The 17,909-nt window shown below is 70.6% G+C and carries 16 protein-coding genes, 1 pseudogene and 1 riboswitch; of the genes and pseudogenes, 3 read left to right on the top strand and 14 right to left on the bottom strand.

From position 1 onward, the window contains the following. From GT045_RS06835 to GT045_RS06850, 4 genes and pseudogenes are all read right to left on the bottom strand, one after another. Nucleotides 1-483 (bottom strand): annotated as a pseudogene (locus tag GT045_RS06835) (hypothetical protein); the annotation flags it as partial. 239 nt (nucleotides 484-722) lie between these two features. Next, nucleotides 723-1,754 (bottom strand): C40 family peptidase, encoded by a 1,032-nt coding sequence (locus tag GT045_RS06840; protein WP_161333611.1) that lies wholly within the window; start codon nucleotides 1,752-1,754, stop codon nucleotides 723-725. Nucleotides 1,755-1,966: 212 nt separating this feature from the next. After that, complete coding sequence (locus GT045_RS06845) at nucleotides 1,967-3,310, bottom strand: NYN domain-containing protein (RefSeq protein WP_161333612.1); 1,344 nt, start codon at nucleotides 3,308-3,310, stop codon at nucleotides 1,967-1,969. A gap of 45 nt (nucleotides 3,311-3,355) precedes the next feature. Beyond that, nucleotides 3,356-3,595, bottom strand: coding sequence for a hypothetical protein (locus GT045_RS06850; protein ID WP_014672226.1), 240 nt, complete (start codon nucleotides 3,593-3,595; stop codon nucleotides 3,356-3,358). A 152-nt stretch (nucleotides 3,596-3,747) separates the two neighbouring features. Between GT045_RS06850 and GT045_RS06855 the strand changes: the two genes are divergently transcribed. Further along, nucleotides 3,748-4,545, top strand: a complete 798-nt coding sequence (locus tag GT045_RS06855; RefSeq protein ID WP_237538394.1) for a rhomboid family intramembrane serine protease — start codon at nucleotides 3,748-3,750, stop codon at nucleotides 4,543-4,545. 45 nt (nucleotides 4,546-4,590) lie between these two features. After that, on the top strand, nucleotides 4,591-4,872 hold the full coding sequence (locus GT045_RS06860) for an Lrp/AsnC ligand binding domain-containing protein (RefSeq protein ID WP_161290532.1): 282 nt from the start codon (nucleotides 4,591-4,593) through the stop codon (nucleotides 4,870-4,872). Here the strand turns inward: GT045_RS06860 and GT045_RS06865 are convergent. From GT045_RS06865 to GT045_RS06895, 7 genes are all read right to left on the bottom strand, one after another. Then, complete coding sequence (locus GT045_RS06865) at nucleotides 4,869-7,313, bottom strand: serine/threonine-protein kinase (RefSeq protein WP_161333613.1); 2,445 nt, start codon at nucleotides 7,311-7,313, stop codon at nucleotides 4,869-4,871. The genes GT045_RS06860 and GT045_RS06865 overlap by 4 nt on opposite strands. Nucleotides 7,314-7,386: 73 nt before the next feature. After that, the gene (locus GT045_RS06870) at nucleotides 7,387-8,748 is read right to left on the bottom strand and encodes an aminotransferase class V-fold PLP-dependent enzyme (protein WP_161333614.1); all 1,362 of its coding nucleotides are present in this window, start codon (nucleotides 8,746-8,748) and stop codon (nucleotides 7,387-7,389) included. Between the two features lie 134 nt (nucleotides 8,749-8,882). Beyond that, nucleotides 8,883-8,999, bottom strand: a riboswitch (SAM riboswitch). Between the two features lie 75 nt (nucleotides 9,000-9,074). Continuing rightward, entirely contained in the window at nucleotides 9,075-10,139 is a 1,065-nt protein-coding gene (trpD, locus tag GT045_RS06875; RefSeq protein ID WP_161298283.1) for an anthranilate phosphoribosyltransferase, read from the bottom strand. Nucleotides 10,140-10,289: 150 nt separating this feature from the next. Further along, on the bottom strand, nucleotides 10,290-11,945 hold the full coding sequence (locus tag GT045_RS06880; protein ID WP_161298035.1) for a cytochrome bc complex cytochrome b subunit: 1,656 nt from the start codon (nucleotides 11,943-11,945) through the stop codon (nucleotides 10,290-10,292). Continuing rightward, a complete protein-coding gene (locus tag GT045_RS06885) occupies nucleotides 11,942-13,000 on the bottom strand; it encodes a Rieske 2Fe-2S domain-containing protein (protein ID WP_161298034.1) in 1,059 nt (352 codons plus the stop codon). The genes GT045_RS06880 and GT045_RS06885 overlap by 4 nt, the downstream gene beginning before the upstream one ends. After that, a complete protein-coding gene (locus tag GT045_RS06890) occupies nucleotides 12,997-13,809 on the bottom strand; it encodes a c-type cytochrome (protein ID WP_161298033.1) in 813 nt (270 codons plus the stop codon). Before GT045_RS06890 ends, GT045_RS06885 begins: the two co-directional genes overlap by 4 nt. Before the next feature lie 62 nt (nucleotides 13,810-13,871). Then, nucleotides 13,872-14,492 (bottom strand): heme-copper oxidase subunit III, encoded by a 621-nt coding sequence (locus GT045_RS06895; RefSeq protein WP_161298032.1) that lies wholly within the window; start codon nucleotides 14,490-14,492, stop codon nucleotides 13,872-13,874. A 154-nt stretch (nucleotides 14,493-14,646) separates the two neighbouring features. Between GT045_RS06895 and GT045_RS06900 the strand changes: the two genes are divergently transcribed. After that, the gene (locus tag GT045_RS06900; RefSeq protein ID WP_161333615.1) at nucleotides 14,647-15,048 is read left to right on the top strand and encodes a response regulator; all 402 of its coding nucleotides are present in this window, start codon (nucleotides 14,647-14,649) and stop codon (nucleotides 15,046-15,048) included. Between the two features lie 80 nt (nucleotides 15,049-15,128). On the opposite strand, the gene GT045_RS06905 is transcribed toward GT045_RS06900, so the two are convergent. From GT045_RS06905 to GT045_RS06915, 3 genes are all read right to left on the bottom strand, one after another. Further along, entirely contained in the window at nucleotides 15,129-16,391 is a 1,263-nt protein-coding gene (locus GT045_RS06905) for an Ig-like domain-containing protein (protein WP_161298030.1), read from the bottom strand. Nucleotides 16,392-16,552: 161 nt separating this feature from the next. Then, the gene (locus GT045_RS06910; RefSeq protein WP_161298029.1) at nucleotides 16,553-16,951 is read right to left on the bottom strand and encodes a cytochrome c oxidase subunit 4; all 399 of its coding nucleotides are present in this window, start codon (nucleotides 16,949-16,951) and stop codon (nucleotides 16,553-16,555) included. Further along, on the bottom strand, nucleotides 16,948-17,909 hold a 962-nt coding region (locus GT045_RS06915; protein ID WP_202527387.1), incomplete at its 5' end, for a cbb3-type cytochrome c oxidase subunit I. The genes GT045_RS06910 and GT045_RS06915, both read right to left, overlap by 4 nt.

A 17,909-nucleotide genomic window follows, 5' to 3' on the forward strand; every position in this document is an offset into this window, starting at 1 on the left:
GGCCGCCCGGGCGCGCTCCTGGGCGAGCTCCCGCATCGTGGCCTGGAGTTCCTTGAGCCGGACCGCCTGCCGGGCACCGATGCGGTCCAGCGTGGACGCCTTGTCCAGGTACTCGTCGGGGTCGGCGGAGAAGAGCAGGGCGACGGCCGGATCGATGCCGCCGGCGCGGTACTGGGCCCCGGCCAGCGAACCGAGCTGCCCACGCAGGTCGTTGACCCGCTGCTGCTGCCGGGCGATGTGGTCCTGGGCGGTGCGGATCTCCTGGCGCAGCTCGCCGGCGTGCTCGTCGGCCTTGTCGTACGCCTGGGTCGCCTTCTCGGCCTCCAGGTACAGGCGGTCCACCTCGGCGCGGGTGCCGGTGTCCGGCACCGCCTGCGCCGGTACGGCGCCGAGCGCGGCGGCCGCGGCCGACAGCGCGCACAGGGCGGCGGCGGCGCCCCGGTCGAATCCGGACGACGGTGCAAGGCGGCGATGGGACCCCACGGCAGTCCTTCTGCTGGCGGACACAGACCGTTCCCCCGGCGCCCGGGGACGGGGAGGCCTCGGCCGCCGGGGAAACGCGGCAGACAGTAGCCGTGCGGACGGGTCCGGGCCAAAGACCTCGGAGTCAACACACAGTGACGCCCCGCCGCTGACGCAGGTCACCGGCGGGGCGGGCAGTCAGTTTCGGTTTCGGTGATTCGCCCGTTCGGGCGCCACCGTGTCCTCGTGGGGGGCCTGGATCAGACCCGGACGCCGAACTGGAAGGGCATGTTGCCGATGGCCTCGTAGCGGACCACGGCGCCGGTGTGCGGGGCGTGCAGCACCTGGCCGTTGCCTGCGTACAGGCCGACGTGGTGCAGGTCGCCGTAGAAGAACACCAGGTCGCCGACCTTCAGGTCGCTCATGCCGATGCGGGTGCCGATGCCCGCCTGCGCCTCGGAGGTGCGCGGGATCGACACGCCGGCCTGGGCGTAGGCCCAGGAGGTCAGGCCCGAGCAGTCGAAGGAGGAGGGGCCGGTGGCGCCGTAGACGTACGGCTTGCCGATCTGGCTCTGCGCGGCGGCGAACGCGGCCGAGGCGCGGCCGGAGGCCGGCGGGGTGTCACCGAGGTCCACGCGCTCGCTGGAGGAGCGGTTGGCGCGCTGCTGCTGCTCGGCGAGCTGCTGCTTCTCCTTGGCGGTCAGGGTGTTCAGGAGCTTCTGCGCCTCGGCGAGCTTGCCCTGGACTTCCTTCTTCTTGTTGCCCAGCTCGGTGCGGGTGGCCGAGAGGTCCTTGAGCTTCTCCGTGGCCTCGGCCCGCTCCTGGGCGAGTTCGCGCTGTTTGTCCTGGATCTTCTTCAGCGCGTCGACCTGCTGGCTGCTCAACTGGTCCAGCGTGGACGCCTTGTCGAGGTAGTCGTCCGGGTCGGAGGACAGGAACAGCTGGACGGAGGCGTCGATGCCGCCGGAGCGGTACTGGGCGGTGGCCAGCGAACCCAGGCCGTCGCGCAGCTTGTTCAGCTCCTCCTGGCCGCGGGCGACGTTGTCCTGGATCGTGGAGACTTCCTTCTGCAGCTTCTGCTGCTTCTCCTTGGCGCCGTTGTACTTCTCGGTCGCCTGCTCGGCCTGCTCGTAGAGCTTGTCGACCTTGGCCTTGACCTCGTCCTTGCCGAGCTTCTCGCTCGGCGCGGCGTTGGCGGCGTTGGCGCTGAGCGCGACGGCAGCTGCGGCAGCGGTGGTGAGCACGGTCACGCGAGTGCGGCTCGGCTGCTTGGGTCGACGGTGGGACGCCACGGAGGACGAACTCCTTCTTGTGAGTGATCACCCGTTCGGAGGTTCGAGCCCAGACCCTAGTGACCTAGTTGTGATCAGTTCAAATCCTCACACCGAAAAATCCCGTCACGCAATGCATTCTTTGCACACAACTCACATCCCGTGATGCGCGATTGACACTACGTTGCGTGACGTTACGCCCAATTCGGGCATCAGTGGTGTCCGTTGGGCGTTCAGGACAGCCGCTTGAGAAGCACCGCGGAGGCCACCGGCCGGGCACCGGCCTTGGCGACGCCGTCGGCCACCTCCCGGTCGGTGGAGGCGACGATGACCGGACGCCCCGGCGGCTCGGCGCGCACCAGCTGACGGATCAGCTCGTCGGCCGTGACGCCCGGCTTGGAGAACAGCACCCGCACCCCGCGCGGCGGCGCGAGCAGCACCGGCGCGGCCAGTTCGGCGCCGTCGAAGACACACGTCACCTCGGCCCCGGTCTGTGCGGCGAGCGCGGACAGCTGGCCCAGCAGCCTGAGCCGCTGCTTCTCCAGCGGCATCTGCGGATAGCCGGTCTTGGTCACGTTGTAGCCGTCCACGACCAGGTGCGCCTGCGGCAGCGCCAGGAGCTGGTCGAGAATGGCCGGATCGTTCTCGGACAGGGCGCGGGCAGCGATGTCCTTGGGGGTCATGCGTCCCGGTTCGACCGCGTCCACGGTCTCGGCCGGCCGCACCGACACCGGGGGCAGGGCGAGTTCCCGCCGCAGCCCCTGGGCCGCGTCCAGCAGGGTGTCGAGCAGCAGCCGCACCCGCACGTCCTCCACGCTGCGGCCCTCGCGGGCCGCCCGGCGGGTGGCTTCCAGGGCGGCCTCGGCCTCCCCCAGGCGGGCCTTGAGCCGCCGGGACTCGCTCTCCGCGGCCGACACCTGCGCCTGCGCCTCGGCGCGCGCGGTGTCGGCCTCGGCGTGCAGCTTGCGCAGCGCGGCCTCGCCGCGTCTGACGTCGCTGACCGCCGAACGCAGCTTGCGGTGCAGCGATTCCGTCTCCTTCTTCGCCGACTCCAGCTCGGCGCGCAGCCGTTCGGTCTCGGCGCGGGTGTGGTCCCGGGCCTGCGCCAGCTCGGCGCGCAGCCGCTCCAGCTCCGCGCGGCTCTCCTCGTCGGCCCGTTCGGCGTCCGCGCGCTGGGCCTCCTCGCCGGCCGCGGTGACCAGCTTCACCCAGCCCGGCGGGCGCAGCACGTAGGCCGCGGCCGCCACGTCGAGCGGGTCCGCGGCCGGGGGCGGGGCGCCGGAGTCGAGGGCACCGGCGAGTTCGGCTTGCGCCTCCCGGAACTTCTCCCCGATCCGCTGCCGGAACAGCGGGTCGGTCTCCAGCGCGGCCGCCATCGCGTTCCCGGCGAACTTCGCCCGGCGGTTGGGGGCGAACCGGGCGTACTGTCTCAGCTGGGCGGGAAGCTCCGCCACGGTCAGGCCGCCGAAGCCGTCCGAGACGATCTGCACGATGCGCCGGCGCACGCCGTCGGGCAGCGGACGGTCAAGCACCTCAGCGGTGCCGTCGCCCGGCCCCCCGCCTGTGGTCTCCACCATCCGTCACACCCCAATACCGAATGAGCCTCTGCGGGGCCGCTCCGCTCAGGAGCCGGCGCCCGGCCTGTCCACGAGTTCCACCTGGTCCACCGCGTTGCACCAGCGGCACCGCACCGACTCGATGGTCTCACTGACCACCTCGCGCTCCTCCACCGTCGGCTCCCCCGCGAGGTCGAGGTGGACGTACTCGACGACCTTCGACGAGCGGGTCACGTCGAACCGCGTGAGGTTGCCGCACAGGGTGCAGCGCCACCGTGTCGTGGCCGTCGGCAGAGGAACCGTCATGGTGACCGTCCGCTTCCTTCTCGTGTCCGTCCGCGCCGATCCCGACGCGTGTGGGTGGTAACCCTACGGCCTGGCGGGGACTCGCCGCCCGTCCGCCCACGGCGGCGAGGCGGTCTGTCAGCTTGCGTCCCGTTACGTCATGCTCTGTAGTCATGATCAGCACCTGGAGCACGGCGGCCGGCAGGACACTCAGAACGGTCCGGGGGACCTCGGCGCCCGTGACGTACGGCCTCATCGTCCTGTGCTGCCTGCTCTTCGCCCTGGGGCCGGCCTCCGGGCTGATCCCCGGGTACGGCTCCGGGGACGCGCTGCTCGCCGCGCAGCGGGCGTACTTCCGGCGCTGGGGCGTGGTCCCCGCCGAGCTGTTCGACGGACCGGCCGGCGCCGCCCTCACCCCGGCCACCGCCCTGTTCGTGCACGGCAGCTGGGTGCATCTGCTCGGCAACATGCTCTTCCTCTTCGTCTTCGGGGCGATGACCGAGGAACGGATGGGCCGGGTGGAGTTCACCCTGTTCTACGTCGGCTGCGGCTGTCTCGCCCTGCTGGGCTACGCGGCGGCCAACGCCGGCTCCGAGCAGTCGCTGGTCGGCGCCTCCGGGGCGATCTCGGCGGTCCTCGGAGCGTTCCTCTACCTGTTCCCCCACGCGCGCGTGACCAGTCTTCTGCCGTTCCTGTTCTTCCTGCCGCTGCGCTTCCCGGCGTGGATCGTGCTGCCGTTCTGGGCGGCCCTGCAATGGCTGGCGGCCGGGCAGGCGGCCTCCGACGGGCCCGGGGTGGCCTATCTGGCCCACCTGGTGGGGTTCGGCCTGGGCTTCGGCTACGCGTGGATGCGCTACGGCCGGGGGACGAGCCTGAGGGGGCGCCTTGGAAGGGCGGTGGGGGGAGACGGGAAAGGGGAAGGCCCGGAGGGCGGCCTTGGAAGGGCGGTGGGGGGGAGACGGGCGGGCTAGAGTGAAAGCCGCCCCAGCTCCGGTCACCGAGGGAGAGACACAGCCGTGATCACCGCGATCGTCCTGATCAAGACCAGTGTGGACCGGATCCCCGAGATCGCTGAGCGCATCGCCGCGCTGGAGGGCATCACCGAGGTCTTCTCGGTCACCGGCACCTACGACCTCATCGCCATGGTCCGGGTCCGGCAGCACGAGGACCTCGCCGAGGTCATCCCGGGCCGGATCAGCAAGATCCCGGGTGTGGAGGCGACGGACACCCACGTCGCCTTCCGCACCTACTCCCAGCACGACCTGGAGGCCGCGTTCGCGATCGGCCTCGACAACTAGCCGTCCAGATCGACGGCCGCGATGCCGCTGCCCGAGGAGACGTAGAGGCGGCCGCCGCGGACCACCGGGGTGTGCTGGTCGTCGCCCGCGTCCCGGCCGAGGGCCGCGCTCCAGCGTTTCCTCCCGTTCAGGTCCAGGGCCCAGACCCGGTCGGCCGCACGCGCGTACACGGTGTCGCCGGCCACCACCGCGCGGGGTTCGCCCGCGAGGCCGTACGTCCAGGCCAGGGTGCCGTCGGCCGCCCGGACCGCGTACACCGTCGCCGAGTCCGTGCCGACGGCCAGCGTCCGGGTGCCCGCGGTGAGCACCCCCGCATCGTCCTCCCTGCGCCACAGCCGCCGGCCGTCCGTGACCCGGAAGCCCTGGCGCGTGGCGGGGGTGTGCGTGAAGACGGTGCTGCCGGCCAGGGCGACGGCCGTGACGTCGGGGCCCGCGGACACCTGCCACGTGCGCGCTCCGGTCCGCGCGTCCAGCGCCAGCAGCGTGTCGCCGTAGCTGCCCGTGCAGATCACCTCGCCCGAGACGAGGGGTGTGCCGGTGGGTCCGGCCGGGGTCGGGGCGGTCCACCGCTCACTGCCGTCCGGGGCGTAGCGGCGCAGTCCGCCGGCGTCCGTGCCGCCGACGGAGACGAGGACGTCGGAGCCGAGCGGCACGGGGACGGCGTAGGCCGGGCCGCCGAGGGTGCGGGTCCACAGCGGGCTGCCGGTGAGGCTCACCGCGGTCAGCCTGCGCACGTCGTCGGCGTGCAGGCGCACCACGCAGTAGATCGCGTCCCGGGTGACCACGGGGGTGGAGACGTCGTCGCCGAGCCGGACCTTCCAGCGCTTGGAGCCGTTGCGGGAGATGGCGTGCAGGACACCGCCCGAGGTGCCGGCGTAGACGACGGAACCGTCCGGCGAGAGGGCGCAGCAGGCGCCGTCCAGACCGCCGATCCCGCCGAGGTCGTACTGCCAGCGCAGCACGGCGGACCGGGCGGCGGCGGGGACGGCCGTCATGCCGGGGTCCGACGCGTCGGGCGCCTGGTAGCTGCCGCTCATGCCCTCGCCCTCGGTGGAGTAGCCCCACTTCAGCAGCCGGCCACCGCCCACCACACCGCCGACGGCGACCGCGCCGCCCGCGAGGGTCACCAGGAGCCGCCGGCGGCCGGGAGCGACGGGCCCCGGCCGGCCGACGGCAACCGTGGATCCGGCGGGAGCGGCAGGACCGACGGGAGCGGCGGAGGCCGCAACTGCCTCGGGCACGGTTTCGGGGGCGGGGGCGGGGGCGGGGGCGGACGCGGCGGCCTCGGGGACGGGCGCGGACACGGCTCCGGACGCAGGGTCGGATACGGCTCCGGGCGCGGGCGTGGTGGCATCCGCGACTGCTTCGGGCGCGGGCGTGGTGGCATCCGCGACTGCTTCGGGCGCGGGAGCTGCGGCATCCGCGACTGCTTCCGGCTCGGGAGCGGTCACGGGGGCGGGTGCGGTCGCCGGTGCCGGGGTCGCGGGCGTCCCGGGGGCCGAGGCGGGGGCGGTCGCGGGGACGAGGGCGGGTGAGAGGTACTCCACGCCGCTGGGGCGGTCGTCGGGGGTCGGGCGGGGGCCGGCGGCGGGGCCGTACCAGCCCGGGCGGACGCCGGTGCGCAGCGTGTCCGGGGTGAACCCCGCGGCCGCCACCACCTCCGCCGGCTCCGGCCGCTCCAGCGGGTCCTCGCGCAGACAGGCCGTCACCAGCGGCCGGATCGCCCCCGGTACGCCGGACAGGTCGAAGTCGCGGGTGAGGATGCGCAGCAGGACCACCGAGTCCTGGCCCTCGCCGAACGGCTCGCGGCCGGCCGCCGCGTAGGCGAGGACCGCGCCGAGGGAGAAGACGTCGCTCGGCGGGCCGACCTGGCCGCCGTTGCGGATCTGTTCCGGCGAGACGTAGCCGACCGAGCCGACGACCGCGCCGGTGCGGGTCAGCGAGGTGGCCTCGAGTGCCCGCACGATCCCGAAGTCGATGACCCGGGGGCCGTCCGGGCCCAGCAGGATGTTGGACGGCTTCAGGTCGCGGTGCACCAGGCCCTTGGCGTGGATGGCGGCCAGTGCCTCGCCGAGCGAGGCGGCGAGGATCCGCACCGCGGGTCCGGGCAGCGCGCCGTGGTCCAGGACGGCGTCCCGCAGATTCGGGCCGGGCACGAACTCCGTCGCCATCCAGGGCCGTTCGGCCTCGGTATCGGCGTCCACGACCCGCGCGGTGTACGTGCCCGCGCCGCCGACGGTCTGCGCGGCGCGGACCTCGTGGCGGAAGCGGGCGCGGAAGGTGCGGTCCTCGGCGTGCTCGGTCCGCACCACCTTCACCGCCAGCCGCGGTCCGCCGCGGGAGCGGGCGAGGTAGACCTCGCCCATGCCGCCCGCGCCGAGCCGGTGCGTGACGTCGTACGGGCCGATGTGGCGCGGATCGGTGGCGCGCAGCGGCTGCACTCCGGGGTCCCCCTGTCCGATGTGGTGTCAGGGGGAGGTTATCCGGGCCCCGGTGTCCGCCGCGTGCGCAGGTTCACACGGCGGGGACGCAGCGGCCCTCCTCCGTGCGGTACCGCCACTTGGCGCCGTCCCGGACCAGCTCCTTGACGGCCTTGACGAACCGCTCGACGTGCTCGTCCGGGGTGCCCGCGCCGAAGCTCACCCGGATGGCGTTGAGGGACTTCTCCCCCGGCGCCGCCTCGGGGGCGCCGCACTCGCCCTGGGTCTGCGGGTCGGTGCCGAGCAGGGTGCGGACCAGCGGGTGGGCGCAGAACAGGCCGTCGCGGACGCCGATGCCGTACTCGGCGGAGAGCGCGGCGGCGAAGTGGGAGCTGTTCCAGCCCTCGACGACGAAGGAGATGACGCCGACGCGCGGGGCGTCGTCGCCGAAGAGGGAGAGGATCCGCACCTCGGGGACCTCGGCCAGGCCCTCGCGGACCGCGCGGACGAGGTGCTGCTCGCGGGCGACCAGGGTGTCCCAGCCGGCCTCGGTGAGCGCCTTGCAGGCCGACGCGATGGAGTGGACGCCGATGACGTTCGGGGAGCCGGCCTCGTGGCGGGCGGCGCTGTCGTGCCACTCGACGTCGACACCGCCGTCCTGCCGGCGGCTGACCTTGCGGCTGGCGCCGCCGCCCGCGAGGTACGGCTCGGCCGCCCGGAGCCAGTCGGCGCGGCCCGCGAGGACACCGGAGCCGAAGGGGGCGTACAGCTTGTGCCCGGAGAACGCGATCCAGTCGACGTCCAGGTCACTGACGTCGACGGGGTGGTGCGGGACCAGCTGGGCGGCGTCGAGGACGATCCGGGCGCCGTGGGCGTGCGCGGCGGCGGCCAGTTCGCGTACCGGCCACAGCTCGCCGGTGACGTTGGAGGCGCCGGTGACGCAGACCAGGGCCGGGCCGTGGGGGTCGCGGTCGGCGAGGGCCCGCTCCAGGGTCTCCACGGCCTGCCGGGGGGTGCGCGGGGCGTCGAGGTAGGTGACGTCCGCGTCCTGCCAGGGCAGCAGGGAGGCGTGGTGCTCGGTCTCGAAGACGAAGACCTGGCAGCCGGCCGGAAGCGCGCGGGCCAGCAGGTTGAGGGAGTCGGTGGTGGAGCGGGTGAAGACCACCTGGTCGGCCGGGCGGCAGCCGAGGAACTCGGCGACGGTGCCACGGGCGTTCTCGAACAGGTCGGTGGAGAGCTGGGAGAGGTAGCCGGCACCGCGGTGGACGCTGCCGTAGTAGGGGGCGTACGCGGCGACGTCGTCCCAGACGCGCTGGAGGGCGGGGGCGCTGGCCGCGTAGTCGAGGGCCGCGTAGGTCACTTCGCCACCGGTGACCAGCGGGACGGTGACATCTCGCCCCAGAACGGGCAGAGGGGTGCAAACGGACTGGTCGCAGGCAGCGGTGGAGACAGACATGGCGGGACTCCCGTGAGGACGTGAGAGAAGGCGAGGAAGAGAAAGGGGTGTGCGGAGGCGGGGCTCTGCGGCCCTAACGCATTCGCTTGCTCACGGAAGACTCCTCGACGACCAGGATCCCCGGGTTCGTGAGGGATCCGCGCTTGCCGTGGACCTTGCTGTCCACGGCCTGGTCTTCACCCGGGGCACCCCGCCACGGACGGAGGGTTGCCGGACAGTCGGCCGGGGCCTCATGACTGTCACTCATGACCTGGTACAGGAACGTACGCGAGATGATCGTCGCCCCGCAACCCGTGTCCGGATCGCGGGACGACTCCCGGTGGGGCTCAGGCGTTGCTGGCCGCCACCCAGCGTTCCAGCGAGCGCCTGGCCGCGCCCGAGTCGATCGACTCGGCGGCCTGCGCGATGCCCGCGCGGATCTGCTCGGCGAACGGCGCGTCCGTCGGCCGCAGCGCCACCAGCGCCGCCGCCGAGTTCAGCAGCACGGCGTCCCGTACGGCCCCCTGCTCGCCGTCCAGCAGCCGGCGGGCGACCTGGGCGTTGTAGGCCGCGTCGGCGCCGCGCAGGGCCTCCACGGGGACGAGGCCGATGCCGACGTCCCGCGGGTCGAAGACCTCCTCGGTGACCTTGCCGTCGCGGACCACCCACACCCTGGAGGCCGCGGTGACGGTCAGTTCGTCCAGGCCGTCGTCGCCCCGGAAGACCAGGGAGGAGTTGCCGCGCTCGGCGAGGACACCGGCCACGATGGGCGCCATCCGCGGGTCGGCCACACCGACCGCCTGCGACCGCACCTGGGCCGGGTTGGTCAGCGGACCGAGCACGTTGAAGGTGGTGCGGATGCCGAGCTGGGAGCGGGCCGCGGCGACGTGCCGCAGGGAGGGGTGGAAGCGCACCGCGAAGCAGATGGTGATGCCGGCTTCCTCGGCGACCTCGGCGACCCGCCGCGGGGTCAGGTTCAGGTTGATCCCGAGCTTCTCCAGGACGTCGGAGGAGCCGGAGGCGGAGGACGCGGCACGGTTGCCGTGCTTGACGACCTTCGCGCCCGTGCCGGCGACGACGATCGAGGACATGGTGGAGATGTTCACCGTCTTGGCGCCGTCGCCGCCGGTGCCGACGATGTCCACGGCCGGGCCGGGCACCTCGATCACGTTGGCGTGTGCGTACATCGTCCGCACGAGCCCGGTGATCTCCTCGACCGTCTCGCCCTTGGCCCGCAGCGCCACCATGAAACCGGCGATCTGGGCGTCGGTCGCCTCCCCGCGCATGATCAGGTCCATCGCCCAGGCGGTGTCGTCGGCGGACAGGTCACGGCCCTCCAGCAGGCCGTTCAGCAGAGCGGGCCAGGAGCGGCCCGCCGCGGTGTCGCCTCCAGCGGGGGTCACAGCGCTCATCAGCCGCTCCTCGTAGACAGTCTCGAAACGTCGTGCACCACCCTATCCAGCCCGGGGCACGGCGAAGGGCCCCGTCCGGGATGGGGCACCCCCTGCTCTTTCGAGCGCGGGGAGGACGGGGCCCTTCAGCGTGGCGTGGCGACGCGGGGATCAGTGGTGGCCGTGGCCGCTCGTGATCTCCTTGTACTCCTCGACGGTCGGCTTCGGGATCTGGCTGTCCTCGCCGTAGTAGCTGTTGGACAGCTTCGCCCGCAGCTTCTGCGTGGCGGGCACCTTCCGCTCGACACCGTTCTCGTCGACCGTCGGGCCGATCTCGGCCGGCTCGTACTGGTGGTGCGAGGTGAGGGTGTGCAGCTGCTCCTGGCTGAGCGGCTCGTGCACCTCGATGAACTCACCGTGCGGCAGGCGCTTGATGATGCCGGTCTCGCGGCCGTGCAGCACCTTGTCGCGGTCGCGGCGCTGCAGACCCAGGCAGATCCGCTTGGTCACGATGAACGCGATGACCGGTCCGGCGAAGAAGAAGATCCGGACGAACCAGGTGACGGCGTTGATCGACAGGTGGAAGTGCGTGGCCCACAGGTCGTTGCCGCCGCCGACCAGGGTGATCATGTAGATCGTGACCCAGGCGACACCGAACGCGGTACGGGTCGGGGCGTTGCGCGGGCGGTCCAGGATGTGGTGCTCGCTCTTGTCGCCGGTGACCCAGGACTCGATGAACGGGTACACCGCGATCACGGCGAGGACCGCCGGGAAGAGCACCAGCGGGATGAACACGCCCAGGACCAGCGTGTGGCCCCAGAGGTTGATCTCCCAGCCCGGCATGAAGCGGATCAGACCCTCGGCGAAGCCCATGTACCAGTCGGGCTGGGCGCCGGTGGACACCTGGTCCGGACGGTAGGGGCCCATGGCCCAGATCGGGTTGATCTGGGCGACCGCCGCGATGGCCGCGATGACACCGAAGACCAGGAAGAAGAAGCCTCCGGCCTTCGCCATGTACACCGGCAGCAGCGGCATGCCGACGACGTTCTTCTCGGTCTTCCCGGGACCCGCGTACTGCGTGTGCTTGTGGTAGAAGACCAGGATCAGGTGCGCCACCATCAGGCCGAGCATGATGCCCGGCAGCAGCAGGATGTGGATCGAGTAGAACCGGGCGACGAAGTCGTGACCGGGGAACTCCCCGCCGAACAGGAAGAACGACAGGTACGTGCCGACGATCGGCACGGACAGGATCGCGCCCTCCATGAAGCGGACACCGGTGCCGGAGAGCAGGTCGTCCGGGAGCGAGTAACCGGTGAAGCCGGTGAACATGCCGAGGACGAACAGCAGGAAGCCGAACAGCCAGTTGATCTCACGCGGCTTGCGGAACGCGCCGGTGAAGAACACGCGCATCATGTGCACGAACATGCCGGCGAGGAAGATCAGCGCGGCCCAGTGGTGGATCTGCCGGATGAGCAGACCACCGCGCACGTCGAAGGAGATGTGCAGGGTCGAGTTGAACGCCTCGGACATCAGCTGTCCCTGGAGCGGGACGTATGAGCCGTGGTACTCCACCTCGTTCATCGACGGGTGGAAGAACAGCGTCAGGTACACACCCGTCAGGATGATGATGATGAAGCTGTACATGCACACTTCGCCCAGCATGAACGACCAGTGGTCGGGGAAGATCTTGCGCATGTTGGACTTGGCCAGGGAGTAGATCCCGAGCCGGCCGTCGGCCCAGTCGGCGACACGCTCGCCGGCCGGTGCCTTACCGCGAGAGCGGCCCGCCGCGGCGGACGAGGGCGTTTCGTTCGGTGCAGTACTCATCCGCGCTCCCAGAATGCAGGACCGACGGGCTCCTCGAAGTCGCCGAGAGCCTGGAGGTAACCCTCACTGTCCACACCGATGCGCAGCTGCGGCAGGGCGTGGCCGGCGGGACCGAAGATCACTCGGGCGCCGTCGGAGAGGTCGAAGGTGGACTGGTGGCACGGGCAGAGCACGTGGTGCGTCTGCTGCTCGTACAGCGAGATCGGGCAGCCCACGTGGGTGCAGATCTTCGAGAAGGCGACGATGCCCTCGTGCGACCAGTCGAGCTCGCGCTTGTCCTTGATGTTGCCCGGCTGCAGCCGGACGATCATCAGGGCGGCCTTGGCGATCTCCGTCTGGAACTCCTCGGACTTCTCCTCCAGGCCGTCGGGCTTGGCGAAGGTGAGGGAGCCGACGGCGACGTCCTCGGGACGCAGCGGCTGGTTCGTGTTCATGTTGACCAGGCGCTTGCCCTTGGCCCACATCGTGTGCCGGAGCTTGGTGCCGGGCGCCGGGCCCAGGCCGCCGAGCAGCATGACGCCGGAGAGCGGCACCAGGGCCAGCGCGCCGAACATCGTGTTGCGGATCAGCTTGCGGCGGCCGAGCGCCGACTCCTTGGCGCCCTGGCGGAAGTCCGCGTGCACCTTCGCCCGGACGTCCGCGGGGGCCTCGATCGGGTGACGCTCGTCGGCGACCTCGACGTCGGACATCAGGGTGCGGGCCCAGTGGACCGCGCCCGCGCCGATGCAGAACAGCGCCACGCCGAGGGTCAGACCCAGCGTGAAGTTCATCGCGCTGAGGTGACCGATCGGGAAGACGAAGATCGACTTGTCGTTCGGGATCACCAGGTACGCGACGATGAAGCCGATGGTGGCCAGCATCGACACCGTGAACAGCAGGGCGACCATGCGCTCGGACCGCTTGGCGGCCCGCTCGTCGACGTCCTGGATCCGGTGCTCGTGCGGCGGCAGCCCCGGGTCGGCGAACGGGTTCTCCTCGTCCGCGATCCCTACCGCGCCGTGGGCGTGGTCCTGCTCAGCGGGCAGGTTCTCTTCTGGAATGTCTTGGCTACTCATGACTTCTTGGCCTTTGCGGTCCGAGCGGCGACCCAGACGGCGACCGCGATCAGCGCGCCGAGGCCGAAGATCCAGGCGAACAGACCCTCACTGACCGGCCCGAGGCCGCCCAGCTCCAGGCCACCCGGGTTCTCCGTCTGGCTGCCGTTGACCGCGTTCAGGTACGCGATGATGTCCTTCTTGTTCTTCTCCGACATCGTGGTGTCGGGGAAGGACGGCATGTTCTGCGGGCCCGTCTGCATGGCCTCGTAGATGTGCTTGGGAGCGACACCCTCCAGGCTCGGCGCGTACTTGCCCTTGGTCAGGGCGCCGCCCTTGCCGGTGAAGTTGTGGCACTGCGCGCAGTTGGTGCGGAACAGCTCACCGCCGGCGGCGATGTCCGCGCCCTCCGGGCCGTACTGCTGCTTGGTGGGCACGCTCGGGCCGGCGCCCAGCGACGCGACGTACGCGGCGAGCTGGTCGATCTGGGCCTGCGTGTAGATGTTCTTCTTCTTCGGGACCTGGGCGCCCTGCGAGGTGGCGGCGGGCATACGGCCGGTGCTGACCTGGAAGTCGACAGCGGCTGCACCCACGCCGACGAGGCTCGGGCCGTCGGAGGAGCCCTGGCCACCGGTCCCGTGGCAGCTGGCGCAGCCGACCTCGTAGAGCTTCTTGCCCTCCTTGATGGTCAGGGACTGGGAGGTTTCATCGGCCTGCGCCTTGCTCGCGGGCGCGAACGCGGCGTACAGCCCCCCAGTGGCCGCCAGCGCGAGGAGTAGGACGACGACCGCCGCCAGCGGATGGCGTCGTCGTGCGGAGAGCTTTTTCACGGATTACCCCGGTGTCAGGATCTTCTGCGTCGGTGCTTCTGGATGTGCGGGAGCGGTCCCGGCTACTTGATCAGGTAGATCGTGGCGAAGAGGCCGATCCAGACGACATCGACGAAGTGCCAGTAGTAGGACACGACGATGGCGGCGGTCGCCTGCTCGTGAGTGAACCTCTTGGCCATGTAGGTACGGCCGAGGACCAGCAGGAAGGCGATGAGGCCGCCCGTCACGTGCAGGCCGTGGAAGCCGGTGGTCAGGTAGAACACCGAGCCGTACGGGTCGGAGGACAGCGAGATGCCGTCCTTCTTCACCAGCTCCGTGTACTCGTAGATCTGACCGCCGATGAAGATCGCACCCATGATGAAGGTGAGGATGAACCAGCCACGGAGCTTCTTCACGTCGCCGCGCTCGGCCGCGAACACGCCGAGCTGGCAGGTGAGGGAGGAGAGCACCAGGATCGTGGTGTTCGTCGCGGAGAAGGGCACGTTGAGCGCGTGCGCCATCTCCTTCCAGTGGTCCGGTCCGGTCACCGACCGGAGGGTGAAGTACATCGCGAAGAGGGCCGCGAAGAACATCAGCTCGGAACTCAGCCAGATGATGGTTCCGACGCTGGTGAGGTTCGGCCGGTTGACCGACGGGTGCGCGTGCCCGGTATCTACTGTCGTTGCTGTCGCCACGACCGACATTATGTCGGTCGCTTATCTCGCGCTCACTCCGGGGGGTGCCGTTCGGAGTGTTGCCGCCCGCCGAACCGGTGCTGACGTGGTGTTCATGGGAGTAACATCCGCCCGAACGGCCCTGTCCGTCCCGTCCGTACGACGCCGACGTCCCGGAGGAACAATGCAGCCGACCGCCACGGTGCTGGTCTACAGCGACGACTCCAACACCCGCGAGCAAGTACGGCTGGCCACCGGGCGCCGTCCGGCCCCGGACGCGCCCTTGGTGGAGTTCGTGGAGTGCGCGACTCCCGACGCGGTGCTGCGGGAGCTGGACAAGGGAGGCATCGACGTCTGCGTGCTGGACGGCGAGTCCGCCCCGATGGGGGGCATGGGGGTGTGCCGGCAGATCAAGGACGAGGTGTTCGACTGCCCGCCGGTGCTGCTTCTCATGGGCCGGCCGCAGGACGCCTGGCTGGCCACGTGGAGCCGTGCGGACGCCGCTGTGACGCTGCCGGTGGACCCCGTGGAGTTCGCCGCCGCGCTGGCCTCTCTGCTGCGGCGGAAGAGGCTGCTGAGCGCCTAGCCGCAAGGGGCGCGAGGCCGCCGCGCGCGTACGGGCCCGTACGGGCCCCGCGCGGCGTTCCCCGCGCCCCCTCAGGGCGCTCACAGGGCCACTGGCTGGATTCTCGCCGCTTCCCCGGGCGCCGGGGCGTCCGGGGTGCCGTTGGTCAGGGCGCTGCCCGTACGCCACTTGGCCCAGTCGACGTTCCAGTCGCCGAAGCCGTTGCCGAAGGGTTCCATCGGGTCGCCCTGGGAGTTGACGACCTTGACGATGTCGCCCTCGCGGACGTTGTCGAAGAACCACTCGGCGTTGGACGTGCTCATACCGGTGCAGCCGTGGCTGACGTTCGCATAGCCCTGTGAGCCCACGGACCAGGGCGCGGCGTGCACGTACTCGCCGGACCAGGTGACCCGGGTGGCGTAGTAGACCGGCAGGTCGTAGGAGTCGGAGCTGCCCTCGGCGATGCCGACGGTGGAGCCGCGCATCCGTACGAAGTACTGCTTCTCCAGGACGACCTTGACCCCGTTGCGGGTCTCGAAGCCGGGCTTGCCGGTGGTGACGGGGATCTGCTCGATCTGCTCGCCGTTCTTGTAGTACGTGAGCTGGTGTGAGGCGGCGTCCGTCACGACCTCCACCCGGTCACCCGTGGTGAGCTTCAGCGCCTTGGACTTCCCGCCCCACAGCCGGTCGCTGATCTTGACGCCGTCCAGGTTGCTGTGCACCTGGATGGTCGCGTGGGCCGGCCAGTACTCCTTGGGCCGGTAGTGGAGTTCCTTGTCGCTCACCCAGTACCAGGAGCCCGGCACGGCCGGCACGGAGTCCACCCTCAGGGCACGCTCCACGACGGCGCGCTGCGCCTTGTCCTTGATCGGCTGGTCGAGCTGGGCCGTGACGGGCTGTCCGACGCCGTACGTGCCCGTGCCCGGCCCGAAGGTGACACCGAGCGTCTTCTTGGTGGTGGGTCTGCTGGTGTCGAAGGTGAGGACCTTGCGGCCGGGGGCGCCGTCCTCGTCCTCGGTGCTCACCGTGACCGTGTAATGGGCGTTGGCGGCCAACGGGGAGGTGCTGTGCCACCGGCTGCCGTCGGCGGCGAGTTCGCCCGTGACGTAACGCCCTGTGGAGTCCTGGGCGGTGACGTCCGTGATGCGGCCCTCACCGCTGTTGGCGGTGACCTCCAGGGGCTTGTCCGGATCGGCTGGCTTCCCTGCCTCGGTGGGACCGTTGAAGGAGATCAGGTCCGCTGCGTCGTACGGCCTGGCCGACAGGGGGTTGCCGTCCGAACCGCAAGCGGTGACGCCCGCACCGAGGGCGGTCACCAGCAGGGTGCAGCTGACGACGGTGCGGGTCCGCGCAATGTGGTTCATATGATCACGCTATGAGATGGAGAGCTTACCGGCGCGGTGAGTAACTCGTACGAGGGAAGGCGTTCCGGCAAAGGACGGACCCGCCCGGGGAGCGCCGGAGAACGCCGGGAGCCCGGACCCTCCGTCAGGAAGGTCCGGGCTCCCGGTGCGTACGGCGATCCCTACTGGGTGCGGTTCTCGCCGTGGTAGTACTCGAACACCCAGCCGAACAGGCCGACCACGATGAACGGCGCGGAGAAGTAGATCAGCCACCAGCCGATCGCGATGCTCATGAAGGCGATCGCACCGCCGAAGCCCAGCATGAGCGGCTGCCAGCTGTGCGGGCTGAAGAAGCCCAGCTCGCCCGCGTCGTCCGCGACGTCGGCCTCCTTGTCGTCCTGGGCGCCCGCGTCGACCCGCCGGGCGGTGAAGCCCAGGTAGAAGCCGATCATGACGCTCAGGCCGAAGGCCAGGAAGAGCGCGGTGGTACCGGCCGGCTCCTTCGACCACACGCCATACACGATGGCCATGATCAGGATGAAGGCGCTCAGCCAGATGAACATCCGACCCTGGATCTTCACTTGCCGGCCTCCTTGCTGCCAGCGACGGCGGTGGCGGGACCGACGTTCTCGAGCTGCTCGAGCGCGGCGATCTCAGGGTGGTGCAGGTCGAACGCCGGGGATTCGCTGCGGATCCGCGGCAGGGTGAGGAAGTTGTGCCGCGGGGGCGGGCAGGAGGTCGCCCACTCCAGCGAGCGGCTGTAGCCCCACGGGTCGTCCACGCCGACCGGCTTGCCGTACTTGGCCGTCTTCCACACGTTGTAGAGGAACGGCAGGATCGACAGGCCGAGCAGGAAGGAGCTGATGGTCGACACCGTGTTCAGGGCGGTGAAGCCGTCGGCCGCCAGGTAGTCGGCGTACCGGCGCGGCATGCCCTCGGCCCCCAGCCAGTGCTGGACCAGGAAGGTGCCGTGGAAGCCGACGAACAGCGTCCAGAAGGTGATCTTGCCGAGCCGCTCGTCCAGCATCTTGCCCGTCATCTTCGGCCACCAGAAGTGGAAGCCGGAGAACATCGCGAACACGACCGTGCCGAACACCACGTAGTGGAAGTGGGCCACCACGAAGTACGAGTCGGAGACGTGGAAGTCCATCGGCGGCGAGGCCAGGATGACACCGGTCAGACCACCGAACGTGAAGGTGATCAGGAAGCCGATGGCCCACAGCATCGGGGTCTCGAAGGACAGCGAGCCCTTCCACATGGTGGCGATCCAGTTGAAGATCTTCACACCGGTCGGGACCGCGATGAGGAAGGTCATGAAGGAGAAGAACGGCAGCAGCACGCCACCGGTGACGTACATGTGGTGCGCCCACACCGTCACCGACAGACCGGCGATCGCGATGGTCGCCGCGATCAGGTTCATGTAACCGAAGATCGGCCGGCGGCTGAAGACCGGGATGACCTCACTGATGATGCCGAAGAACGGCAGCGCGATGATGTACACCTCGGGATGGCCGAAGAACCAGAAGAGGTGCTGCCACA

The organism is Streptomyces sp. SID486, from assembly GCF_009865385.1.
In the GTDB taxonomy this organism is placed as follows: domain Bacteria; phylum Actinomycetota; class Actinomycetes; order Streptomycetales; family Streptomycetaceae; genus Streptomyces.